Genomic DNA, 12048 nt, shown 5'->3' on the forward strand with positions numbered 1-12048 from the left:
GCGCCCGCGCCGGTGATCAGTACGCTGGCGGGACCGGGCGCGCCGAGCGGGCGCGCACGGACACCGGACCGGGCAACCGGTCCCCGTCGACGACGAGGGAGGCCCGGCGGATGACTCGGGTGGTGGTGGTGAGCGGCGGAGGCACCGGGATCGGGTACGCCGTCGCGGGGGCCTTCGCGGGCGACGGCGAGCAGGTGGTCCTGGTCGGACGGCGCACCGAGGTGCTCGACCGGGCCGTCGACCGGCTGCGCGCCGCACATCCCGGCGCACCGGTGCCGGTCGGGCTGACGGCCGACCTGTCCGACCCGGACGGGGCCGGGCAGGTGGCGCGGAGCATCGGCGAGCGGTGGGAGCGGGTCGACGTGCTGGTCAACGCCGCGGGGGGCAACGCGGCTCTGGGCTCACCGGCCGACCGGCCGGACGCTCTCGCCGGGGCGGCCCGGGAGTGGCAGGAGAACTTCCGCGCCAACACCCTCACCGCCGTCCTGCTCACCGAGGCGCTCAGGGAACGGCTCGCGGCACCCGGCGGCCGGGTCCTCCTGATCGGTTCGATCGCCGCGTACCGGGGATCCGGCTCGGGCTCCTACGGCGCCGCCAAGGCCGCCCTCCACCCGTACGCCTACGACCTGTCCGCCCAGTTGGGCCCCCGGGGCATCACGGTGAACGTGATCGCCCCCGGCTACGTCGCCGACACGGAGTTCTTCCGCGGCGAGCTCTCCGCGGAGCGCGAGACGACCCTGGTCGCCCAGGCCGACACCCGCCGGGCCGGGCGCCCGGCCGACGTCGCGGAGACCGCCCGCTGGCTGGCCGCGCCGTCCGCCGGCCATGTGACCGCCCAGATCATCCAGGTCAACGGCGGTGCCGAGCACGGCCGTTGACCTCGATCCAGCTCTCCGGCCCCGGCAGGGCCAGGCGGGCAGGACGGTGCGGCCGGACCGGTCTGCGGTCGGTCCCCGGGTCCGGCCCCACACCGGACCCGGGGACCACCCCGGCCCGGTCCCACACGGGGCCGGGGTCCCGCCCGGAGGCCGGGCTCAGCCCGAACTCGCCCGCACGACGAGTTCGGTGGGCAGTTCGAGCCCGGCCCCGGTCACCTGTTCGCCCCGTACCTGGGCCAGGAGCAGCCCCACCAGCGCGGCCGCGATGCCGCGCAGCGGCAGCCGGACCGAGGTGAGCGGGGGATACAGGTGCCGGCCGAGCGGCGTGTCGTGGAAGCCGGTGACCGCGAGGTCGCGGCCGACCAGCAGGCCCTCGGCCCGGGCGGCCTCGTAGACGTCGAGGGCCGCCAGGTCGTTGTCGGCGGCGAGGGCGGTGGGCCGGTCCCGGCCCCGCAGCAGGGTGCGGAGCGACCCGGCCTCCGGCACCGGCACGACCTCCAGGCCGAGCCGGCGCGCCTCCCGGTGGAAGCCCGCACGGCGCGCCGCCAGCCACGGCAGCTCCACCGGCGCCCCCGCCACGGACCCCGGACCCGCGTCCGGGCCCGCCTGCGGACGCGGGGACGACCCGGCCGCGTCGGCCGGCCCGTCGGCCGGCCCCCCGGGTGTCCGCACCACCGAGCCGACGAAGCCGACCCGCCGGTGGCCGCGCTCCGCGAGGTGGCGGGCGATCTCCGCCGTGGCCGCCGCGTTGTCGATGTCCACCCAGTGCTGGGGCAGCCCCGGCGCGGTGCGGCCGAAGGAGGCGAACGGGACGCCGACCCGGGCCGCGTGGGCGACCCGGGCGTCCTCGGGAAGCACGTCCGCGAGGACCAGCCCGTCCACCTGGCGGGCCGCCACCAGGTCGTCGATCGCGGCCCGGGTCCGCGCCTCCCCCGGTGCCGCGCGGACCAGCAGGACCCGGTGGCCCTCCGCGCCGGCCGCGTCCACCAGGGCTTCCAGGAAACCCGCCATCAGCGGGTTCGGGTCGAACGGGTCGTCCACCGGCGCGAGGTAGCCGATGGTGCGCCGTTCGCCGGTCCGCAGCGAGCGGGCCGACTGGTCCGGCCGGTAGCCGAACCGGTCGATGGCCGCGGTGACCCGGGCGAGCGTGTCCGGGTGGACGCGGTGCGGGGCGTTGAGCGCGTTGGAGACGGTCTGCCGGGACACGCCGGCCGCGCGGGCGACGTCCGCGATGGTGGTGGCGCGGCGCGCGGGGCGTGTTCCCTCGGTCATCGGTGCTCCGGTCGCTGGATCAGTGGTCGCCGTGCGGGTCCTGCGCCGGGCGGCGCAGCGTCAGCAGTCCGCCCCGGGGGACGACGACCGTGACCCCGCCCTCCACGAGGTCGACGGTCCCCTGGTGGACGGTCCGCCCGCGGGCGTCCTGGACGGTGGCCTCGGCCGTGCCCCGGCCGCCGACGAGGCGCACGTCGGGGTCGGCGTCGGCATTGGCGACCAGCAGGCTACGCCACGGACCGGCACCGGCGCCCGCGTCGACCGGCAGCGGCGCGTAGCGGGCGACGACGGTGGTGCCCGTCCCGGAGCCGGTCGCGGTGACCATCGGGTAGCCGAGGTCGGGCCGGGCCGGCCGCAGGTCACCGAGCTGCAGGGTGCCGACGTGCTCGCGGACGACACCGAGCCAGAAGGCGAGGGCCTCCCGCTGGGCGGGCGTCTGGACGGCGAGGTCGACGGAGATCTGCGGGACGGCGAAGAGGACGTTGATGAGGTGGACGGCGAGCTGCTCGGGGGGCTCGGCGGGGTGCCACATCAGCATGTCGGCGTGGACGGCGAGCGGTCCGGCGATCAGCCGGGTGTCGATGGTGCGCTGGCGGTTCTCCTGCGGGCTGAGCGGGCAGTCGGTGGCCCGGATCATGGTGGCGTAGGGCCAGAGCCCGGGGCTGACGTACGGCTGGCGGTGCTCGATCATGCCCTCGGAGCAGGCCGCGTCGACCCGTCGGCGGATCTCGGCGAGCAGCAGGTGGAGGCCCTCGTCGACGGTCGTGCAGTCCGCCTCGGGTCCGGCGGCCGGCGGGTCCTGGACGCCGAACCAGTCGACGAAGTCGACCTTGAGCCCGTCCATCCCCCACTCCTCGACGGCGCGGGCGAGGCTGTCGGCGAGGTGCCGGCGGACCTTCGGGTAGCGGGGGTCCGCGACGACGGCACCCATGTGGTCGGCGCTGGTGAGCGCGTAGCCGGAGAGGGCGTCCCAGGCGGCGCTGTCCTTGCCGATGAACGGGAGCGCGTACCAGAGCAGGTAGCGGACGCCGAGGTCGTGGACGCGGCCGACGTGGGCGGCGGTGTCGGGCAGGGAGTGGGGTTCCCAGTCCCCGCAGTGGGCGTAGCCGCGGGTGCGGTCGGTGGTCATCCAGCCGTCGTCGACGATGATCGTGTCGAGGCCGAGTTCCTTGCCGAGGGCGGCCTGCCGTTCGACCGCCTCCGGGGTGATGTTCTGGTGCAGCGAGTACCAGGTGGAGTAGGCGGGGCGGCGGGCGACGTCGGGGACGTTCGCGGTCCGGCCGGACCACCACCAGCCGGCGATGGCGGCCAGGCAGCGGGCGTAGTGCCGGCCGGAGGTGTCGATCCGGACGGTCAGCCGGCCGGTGGCCTGGACCCAGTACCGGAACTCCCCGGTCTCCTCCACGACTCCGGCGCCGGCCAGGACGTCCTCCCGGTCGGCGGCGAAGGCGCAGACCGCGGTGTCACCGGTGCCGATCAGGGCGGCGACGGGGGCGCCACGGGAGAGGGTGACCCGGCGCGGGGCGCTCCAGGCGGCGGGCAGCCAGCCGGTGCCGCGGGCCTCGGGGGTCCAGAAGGCGGTGGCGTCGACGCAGGGCGTGCGCCATTCGATCCGGACCTCGCCGAGGTCCTCGGCGGTGACCTCGATGACGCCCTCGTCCACCGTGCGGACGCTCGCCTCGCCGGTGACCAGCAGGTCGATGCCGTCGGCGGCCACCCGGCGGGGACGGGCGGTGGTGGCGGGGGCGTGCGGCTCCCAGATCTCCTCGTGGTCGGTCTGCTCGGTCTGCTCGGTCGTCTCGGTCTGCTCGCTCGTGGGCGGTTCCATGGTCAGCCTTTCGTGGCGCCGGCCAGCAGGCCGGAGATGAACTGCCGCTGAAGGGCCAGGAAGAGGACCATCATGGGCAGGGTGGACAGTGCGGTCCCGGCGAGGATCAGGCCGTAGTCGGTGTTGCTCTTCATGCCGTGGAGCGTCGCCAGGGCGACCGGCAGGGTGTGCATGTCGGAGCTGCGCAGGGCGATCAGCGGCCAGACGAAGCTGTTCCACGAACCGAGGAAGAGGAAGATGCCCAGCGCGGCCAGGACGGGGCGCATGACCGGGACAACCACCCCGAACAGCACCCGGAGTTCGCCCGCGCCGTCCACCCGGGCGGCGTCGAGGAGTTCGTCCGGCATGCCGGCCAGGGCCTGCCGCATCAGGAAGATCGCGAAGGGCACGCAGAGGCCGGGCAGGATGAGGGCCTGGTAGCTGTCCATCAGGCCGAACGACATCATCATCTTGAAGAGCGGAACCAGCAGCACCTGGTCCGGCACCACCAGGGTGGAGAGCAGGACGACGAACAGCACCGTCCGGCCGGGGAACCGGAACTTGGCGAAGGCGTAGCCGGCGAGCAGCGCGACCACGAGCGCGCCGAGGGTCTGCACACCGGCGACGAGCAGGGAGTTGAGGAGGACCCGGCCGAGGCCGATCTTCGCGTTCAGGTGCGAGAGGTTCTCGCCGAGGTGGGAGCCGGGCAGCAGCTTGGGCGGCCAGGAGAAGATGTCGGCGTCGCTGTGGGTGGCGGAGATCACCAGCCAGTAGAAGGGGGCGACGGACACTCCGGTGACGGCGGCCAGGAGGAGGGTCGTGGGCCAGCCGCGCATCCGGTCGCGGAGCCCCTTCCCCGATGCCGCCGGGGCCGGGGGCGCCACGCGGGTCGCTCGCGTCGTCAGGGTCATTCACGTTCTCCCATCAGGCGCATCTGGACCGCACCGAGCACCGAGACGAGCAGGGTGAGCGCGTAGGCGATGGCGGAGGCGTAGCCGAAGTCGAAGTAGCGGAAGCCGTTGTCGTACAGGTACATGGAGACGGTGAGGGTGGCGTTGTCGGGGCCGCCGCGGGTGAGGACGTACGGCTCGTCGAACAGCTGGAGGGTGCCGATGGTGGAGAGCACCACGGTGAACAGCAGGACGGGCCGCAGCGCCGGCACGGTGATCGAGAGGAACCGGCGCAGCGGGCCGGCGCCGTCCACCATGGCGGCCTCGTACAGCTCCTTCGGGATGCCCTGCAGGCCGGCCAGGTAGATGACGGCGTTGTAGCCGGTGTAGTGCCAGGTGAGGACCATGACGACGGCCATCCGGGCCCAGAAGCCGTCGCCGAGCCAGTCGACGCCGGACAGGCCGACGGCTTCGAGCAGGCTGTTGACGGCGCCGCGGTCGCTGTCGAGGAGGAAGGCGAACACCACACCGGTGGCGACCAGGCCCGTCACGGCCGGCATGAAGATGCCCAGCCGCCAGACGGTGCGGAAGCGGACGAGCGCCGCGTGGAGGGCGACCGAGAGCCCGAGCGCGAGCGCGAGCATCAACGGGACCTGCACGACGAGGATCCGGGCGGTGTTGCCCAGTGCCGTCCAGAACAGCGGATCGTCCAGCAGCTTGCGGTAGTTGGCCAGCCCGGCGTTGCGGGTGTTCGCGCCGGAGCCGGTGGTCAGCGACAGCAGCAGCGAGGAGACGATCGGGTAGGCCTTGAACACCCCGAACGTGACCAGCGCGGGGGCGAGGAGCAGGTAGGGCAGGGCCCGGCGGCGGAGCATCGCGCGGCGCCGGGAGGGCGGCGGCGCCGTGGCCCGGGGCGGGGCGGCGGGGCGGAGGGCGGTCGTCACTTGATCTTGCGTCCGGTCTGCTGGGCCAGCTGCTTGGCGGCGTCCTGGAGGGCCGCGGCCGGGTCGGCGCCCTTGGTGAGCACCTTGGCCTGGGCGTCGTTGACGAGCTTGAGGGCGCGGGCGAAGTCGCCGGAGTAGTTGGTGGCGTCGCCGCCCTCGCCGAGCAGGTCGGTGAAGGTCTTGAGGACGGGCTGGCCGCCGTAGTAGGCGTTGGGCGCGGTGTAGATCGGGTCCTGGTAGGCCGCGGTGAGCGCGGGGAAGACGCCGCCGGCGGAGAACATCGAGTTGACCGAGGCCGGCCGGGTGAGGGCGTACTCGACGAACTTCCAGGCCGCGGTGCGCCGGGGGCTGGTCGCGGAGACGGCCAGGTGGGTGGAGTTGACGATGGCGGTGCGCTTGCCGCCGGGGGTGACCGCCGGCGGCCGGGTGAGGCGCCAGTTGCCGCTCTGCTCGGGGAACTTGGTCTCGATCCAGTGCGCGCCCCAGGACGCCAGGGGGTTGGCGCCGATCTTGCCCTCCTTGATCTGGCTGCGCCAGATGGTGGCGCTGGCGGAGTCGAGGATCAGGCCGGCGTCGTCGAGGCGCTTGAGCAGGGTCAGCGCCCGGACCGCCTCCGGCGAGGAGACGGTGATGTCGCCCTTGAGGTCGAAGTAGAAGGCGCCCTGCTGCTGCATCAGCGACTGCAGGAAGTCGAGGTCGGAGGAGGGGGTGCCGGACTTGTTGATGCCGATCAGGGCGACGCCGGGGTTGGCGGCCTTGAACTTCTCGGCCACGGCGAGCACGTCGTCCCAGGTCTGGAACGTGGTCGGGTCGATGCCGGCCCGGTCGAACATGTCGTTGCGGTAGAAGAAGCCCTGCGCGTTGACCTCCCAGGGGAGGGCACGGGTGCGGCCCTCCTTGTCGGCGACGGCCGGCCAGAGACCCTGGGCGAACTTGTCCTTGTAGCCGTCGGCGCCGAGGGCCGACAGGTCGGCCAGGCCGCCGGGGAACTTCTCCAGGTAGCCGGGCAGGTAGTCGCAACCGATGTGGAGGACGTCGGCGAGGCCCTGGCCGCCGGCCGCGAGGCCGACCGTGATCTTGTCCCAGATCGCCGGGTTGCCGACGTCCTGGACGTCGACCTTGATGCCGGGGTTGTCCTTCTCGAACGCGGGGACCACACCGCGCAGCGCCTCGGCCGCCGTCGTCCAGGACCAGACGGTGATGGTTCCGGTGGCGGCGTCCCCGCCGGAGGAGCCGGAGTCGGAGCCTCCGCAGGCGGACAGGGCGCCACCGGCGGAGAGGGCCAGCAGGCCCGCGCCGGAGGCCCGCAGGAGGTCACGACGGGAGAGGTGTGACATGGCATGCCTTTCAGGAGGGGGGAACGGCATCGAGCGGGAACAGCGGGTGGGGTGGGCGGAGAGCCGGGGTGGGGGCGCCCCACCCGGTCCGGCGGCGCGGGTCGTCCGCGAGTCGGGTGGCGCGACGGCCGTTCGCCGGTCGGGCGGAACGGGCGGTGCAGGCGGCGCGAGGCCCGGCCCGGGGTGGGGGGCGGCGCCGGGGGTGGACGGACGCGGTCGAACGGTGCCACGACGGTCGGACGGTCACGCAGTCAGGCGGTCACGCGGTCGGGCGGTCAGGCGGGTGCCGGCGATACCGGCGGTCAGGCGGTCAGGCAGGTGCCGACGGTGCCGACGTTCACCCGGTCAGGCGGTCAGGCGGTCAGGAGGGTGCGGGCGGACCGCAGCGCGTCGCCCAGCAGCCCGGCCGCCGCCGGGCCGGTGCTGGCGTGCGGCGACAGCCGGATCCAGCCGCCGCGCAGGGTGGTCGAGAGGCCGGCCTCCGCGAGCGTGCGGTGGACGGCCGCGGGGTCGGCGCCGGGCAGCCGGACCCGCGCGATCCCGCTCACGCCGGGCATCTCGCCGCCCGTCCGCTCGCCGCCGAGGGTCTCGGCGCCGACGGCGCGGGCGGTGCCGAGCAGCTCGTCGAGCGCCTCGCCGATCAACGCGTTGATCCGGCCGACGCCGACGCCCCGAACCAGGGCGAGGGCCTCGCCCAGGGCCGCGACGGCGGGGCCGTCCGGGTTGGTGACGGTGTGCGCGACGGCTCCCGGCCGCGCGGGGCAGGGGTGACCGGGGGCCTCGATCGGGTCGACGACGCCGGACCATCCGCCGAGCCCCGGGGCCAGCCGCCCGGCCACCCGGTCACGGACCATCAGGACGGCGGCGCCCCAGCCGGCCCGCAGCCATTTCTGACCACCCGCCACCAGCACGTCCGCCGCGTCGGCGGCGAACTCGACGGCACCGAGCGCCTGGATGGCGTCCACGACCAGGACGCGGTGCGGGCCGATCGCCTCCTTGATCGCGGCGATCGGCGCCCGGGTCCCGGTGGCGGCGTCGACCGCGCAGACCGAGACCGCGTGCACCCGCTCGTCCAGGGCGGCCCGGACGATGTCCGCCGTCAGCGGGCCGTCCAGCTGACGGACCGTCAGCCCGCCGTTTCCCTCCGCGCGCAGCCAGGGGTAGAGCGCGCCGGGGAAGTCGGACCGGCTCATCAGCACCGTCCCGCCGGCCGACCCGGCGGCGCCGAGCGCGTGGGCGGCGGCGAACATGCCGTGCGAGGTCGAGCTGACGAACGCGATCTCGTGCGGCGCACAGCCGAGCACCTCGCCCGCCGTCCGCGCCGCCGCCTCCGTCTGCGCGTCGAGGCCCTCCAGGACCTCCCAGCCCTCGCGGTGGAGCCGCCCCGCGGTTCGGGCCAGCACCTCGGCGACCCGGGCCGAGACCGGCCCGAACCTCGCGAAGTCGACGTAGCCGGACGGCTCGGCGAACTGCCGCAGATACTCCGGCACAACCAGCACCGTCATGGCCTCACCCTCGATTTGAACGTTCAAATACACACAAACAAACAGAACCAATCAGTTCTGGTTGAGCGGGTGCCAGCAAACGCCCGCCGCGGAGTCCGCGTCAAGACCTTTGCGCGACGAACCCGCAGTCCGAGACCCTCTCGTTACCCTGCGCCCGAACTCCTCACAACACCTACTTGCGCAATGCAATTTGACATTACTATTTTACTTATCGATGAGTCGACGCCCCAACGCCGGCTTCCTTCACCCCCACCTCGGACCCCGCTGCGCCCCGGTTCCGGCACGGCTCCGCCGACCGCCACCGACCGGCCCGCACGGGTATGTGCACGGCCGCCTCCCCCATCCCCCGGCCCTGCGCGGTGGTTCGCGCACCCCACGGCACCACCCCATCAGCACGCCCTCACACCTTCAGGAGTCCCGGTGACCCCCACCGCTCCACGTCTGCGCACGGTCCTGCTCTCCGCGGCACTCGCCGTCACCCTCGCGGCCCCGCTCATCCAGAGCGCCCGGGCCGCCACCCCCTCGACCACCGCCCTCCCCGCGCCGGCCGCGGCCCCGGCGCCGCAGCCGGCCACCGGCCCCCACGGAGAGGTCGCGCACGCACCCGGCCAGGCTTCGCCGGGCGCCCCCGGCCCGGAGGGCGCTCCGGGCACCGCCGCGATGCAGCCGACGACGACCGCCGGGCAGCCGGTCGCCGACCCTGCGAGCGCCCCCACCCCCCTCGCCGCCGACCAGGGCGCGGCCTGCTCCCCGGCCGCCTTCGCCTCGCTCGGCCCGGCCGCCCTGGCGGACTTCCTCGCCGACCCCTCCCACGGCTACGACGACTGTCTGCGCCCGCTGCTGGGCGGCTGGCGTCCGGAGCTCGCCAAGGTCTTCACCACCGCGCACGTCCGCGCGGTCGCCGACCGGATCAGCACCCTCGCGCCGCGCTTCGACGCCACCAACAACCTGAACCAGCAAGGGCTCTGGTACTACCTGCACGTCGCGGTCCTCTTCGACTACGGCCACGACGAACTCGACTTCAACGACGACACCACCACCACCGCGATCGAGCGGGCGATCGCCGCCTACACCGCCAACCCTCGGGTCTTCGAGCCGACCACCGCGAACGGCCTCGCCATGGGCGAGCTGCTCCAGACCTCCACCGCACCCAGGCTGCGCCCCGGGCGCCTGCCGCTGACCGAGCGGGTCCTGAAGTCCTTCGCCCCCGGCGGCCCCGCCGTCGGCGACCGCGGCTGGAACTGGGCGGTGCAGAGCGCCCTCCAGATCAACTTCCAGGGCATCAACAACGTCGTCGAGGACCAGGGCCGCTACCAGGCCGCCGTGGCCGCCGCCCCCTCCTTCCGGGAGGCCCTCCGCGCGTACGCCGGCTACACCCACCTCAAGGGCACCGAGAGCGAGTGGGCCGTCCGCGACGCGATGTCGGAGTACTCCCGGCTCCACGCCGTCGAGTCGATCAGGCCCGAACTGAAGGCCAACGCCGGTGCGATGATCACCAGCCTCCGGAACACCTTCGGCCGGCTCAGCGCCCCGTGGAACAACATCGCCGTCCTCGTCAACGACACCGGCATCTGCGGCGGGCACGACGCCTGCCGGGCCGACCTCGAACGGGAGGTCTTCCCCCACACCTACAGCTACGACAACGGCACCCTGATCGTCCGCACCCCCCTCGACCGCGCCACCGCCGACCAGCTCTACTACGCGACCAAGCAGGTCAAGGCGCAGTTCTTCCGGGTGATCGGCACCGACCGGCCGCTCGCCGACGACGACCACCCGGTCCTCACGGTGCGCCTGTACGACACCAAGGCCAACTACAAGTCCCTGCAGTACCTGCTCTTCGGGATCAGCGACGTCGAGAACGGCGGCATGTTCCTGGAGGCCCCCTCGACCTTCTACACCTACCAGCGGACCTCCCTGGAGTCGACCTTCAGCCTGGAGGAACTGTTCCGCCACGAGTACACCCACTACCTCAACGCCCGCTGGGCCATCCCGGAGACCGGCTACACCGACCGCTGGCCCTCCGACGCCACCTTCACGATGAACGAGGGCACCGCCGAGTACTTCGCCGGCTCGACCTCCAAGGACGGCGTCAAGGCCCGGCGGACCATGGTCGACCAGATCGCCGCCGAGGACCGGGGCGGCCTGACACGCCTGACGGTCGACCAGATCCTGCACGCCACCTGGTCCGGGTACCAGTTCCGCGCCTACCCGTACGCGGCCACCTTCTTCAACATGCTCGGCGAACGGCACTCCGACCAGCTCGCCGAGATGTACCGCCTGCTGCGCGCCGACGACCTCGCCGGCTACAACGCCTGGCGCGACCGCCTCGGCCGGGACGCCGGCCTCCAGCGCGACTACACCGCCTACCTCGACGCCGCCATCGGGCGCCTCCCCGGCCTGTACGTGCCCGTCACCACCTACACCTCCAACGGCCAACTCAGCTACGCCTGGGCCTCCGAGGTGCGGGACGCCTTCACCCGGTCGACCCAGAACGCGCCGGTCTGCAAGGACAACGCCGACTGGAACAACACCATGCGGTTCACCTGCTCCGGCCGGATCACCGCCAACCTCACCAACCCCGCCGACGCCGGGCAGACCCGCAAGGACATGTCCGGGACCATCGACTACTACCTCCTCGCCCGCGGTGGCGGCGCCGCCAACAACCTGGCCGACATGAACTGCTGGTTCGGCAAGGTCGACGTCTGGCCCGCCGGCCGGGCCGGCACCGCCGACTACACCTGCGAGGGCCCGCTGCGCCGCTGACCGGGCGGCACCCGCCGCGAAGCCGTGAACGGGAACCGGGCCGGTCGGCCCGGTTCCCTCCGCGTCGCCCCGGAGCCGCCCGGGGCGCGCCCGGCCGTCAGAGCCGACGGAACATCACATGCTGGCCGACCAGCCCGTGTTCGGGGTGGTCGAAGGTCCCCGGGACGGTGCCGACCACCTCGAAGCCCAGCGACGTCCAGAGGTGCACCGCGGGCTCGTTGACCTCAACGACCGCGTTGAACTGGATCCCGCGGAACCCCTGCGCGCGGTGCCAGGCGACGACGTACTCGCCGAGCGCCCGGCCGATCCCCCGCCCCTGGTACGCCGGGTCGACCAGGAACGAGCCTGTCCCGATGTGCGCGCCCCGCCCGGGCTTGTTCGGCCCCATCTTCGCCGAACCCGCGACCACCCCGTCCACCACGGCCACCACCGTCCGCCCCGGCGGCGGCTCCATCCACCACGGCCTCGCCTCCTCCAGGCTCTGCCGCTCGGGGAACGCGTACGACCGGCCCTCGGCCATGATCGCGGAGTAGAACGGATAGATGGTCGGCCAGTCCTCGTCGGAGGCGATACGGATCTCCATCCGCGACAGGGTACGCGGCCACCCGACGGTGCACGACCGGTATACCCCGGCCGCCGCGCGACGTGAGGT

General features: G+C 73.6%; 9 protein-coding genes. 2 read left to right on the top strand and 7 right to left on the bottom strand.

Annotation, left to right across the window (positions count from 1 at the left end; translation table 11 throughout):
- Positions 1-110 precede the first annotated feature (110 nt).
- Positions 111-878 carry an SDR family NAD(P)-dependent oxidoreductase gene (locus ACFWIC_RS02505; protein WP_380515173.1) on the top strand — a complete coding sequence of 256 codons (768 nt, stop codon included), beginning with the start codon at positions 111-113 and terminating at the stop codon, positions 876-878.
- Positions 879-1034: 156 nt separating this feature from the next.
- On the opposite strand, the gene ACFWIC_RS02510 is transcribed toward ACFWIC_RS02505, so the two are convergent.
- The 6 genes from ACFWIC_RS02510 to ACFWIC_RS02535 all read right to left on the bottom strand — a co-directional run bounded on the left by ACFWIC_RS02510 (position 1035) and on the right by ACFWIC_RS02535 (position 8633).
- A complete protein-coding gene (locus ACFWIC_RS02510; protein ID WP_380515176.1) occupies positions 1035-2150 on the bottom strand; it encodes a LacI family DNA-binding transcriptional regulator in 1116 nt (371 codons plus the stop codon).
- A 19-nt stretch (positions 2151-2169) separates the two neighbouring features.
- Positions 2170-3978 (bottom strand): glycoside hydrolase family 36 protein, encoded by a 1809-nt coding sequence (locus ACFWIC_RS02515; protein WP_380515179.1) that lies wholly within the window; start codon positions 3976-3978, stop codon positions 2170-2172.
- A gap of 2 nt (positions 3979-3980) precedes the next feature.
- Entirely contained in the window at positions 3981-4868 is an 888-nt protein-coding gene (locus ACFWIC_RS02520; RefSeq protein ID WP_329951939.1) for a carbohydrate ABC transporter permease, read from the bottom strand.
- On the bottom strand, positions 4865-5722 hold the full coding sequence (locus ACFWIC_RS02525; RefSeq protein WP_380361815.1) for a carbohydrate ABC transporter permease: 858 nt from the start codon (positions 5720-5722) through the stop codon (positions 4865-4867). Before ACFWIC_RS02525 ends, ACFWIC_RS02520 begins: the two co-directional genes overlap by 4 nt.
- 65 nt (positions 5723-5787) lie before the next feature.
- On the bottom strand, positions 5788-7128 hold the full coding sequence (locus ACFWIC_RS02530) for a sugar ABC transporter substrate-binding protein (RefSeq protein ID WP_329878141.1): 1341 nt from the start codon (positions 7126-7128) through the stop codon (positions 5788-5790).
- 353 nt (positions 7129-7481) lie between these two features.
- Entirely contained in the window at positions 7482-8633 is a 1152-nt protein-coding gene (locus ACFWIC_RS02535) for an aminotransferase class V-fold PLP-dependent enzyme (protein ID WP_380515182.1), read from the bottom strand.
- 420 nt (positions 8634-9053) lie between these two features.
- Here ACFWIC_RS02535 and ACFWIC_RS02540 point away from each other — a divergent pair, with 420 nt between their 5' ends.
- On the top strand, positions 9054-11396 hold the full coding sequence (locus ACFWIC_RS02540; protein ID WP_329951936.1) for a collagenase: 2343 nt from the start codon (positions 9054-9056) through the stop codon (positions 11394-11396).
- 97 nt (positions 11397-11493) lie between these two features.
- Here the strand turns inward: ACFWIC_RS02540 and ACFWIC_RS02545 are convergent, their stop codons facing one another.
- The gene (locus tag ACFWIC_RS02545; protein WP_329878135.1) at positions 11494-11979 is read right to left on the bottom strand and encodes a GNAT family N-acetyltransferase; all 486 of its coding nucleotides are present in this window, start codon (positions 11977-11979) and stop codon (positions 11494-11496) included.
- Between the last annotated feature and the right edge of the window lie 69 nt (positions 11980-12048).

The organism is Kitasatospora sp. NPDC127035, from assembly GCF_042726075.1.
In the GTDB taxonomy this organism is placed as follows: Bacteria; Actinomycetota; Actinomycetes; order Streptomycetales; family Streptomycetaceae; genus Kitasatospora.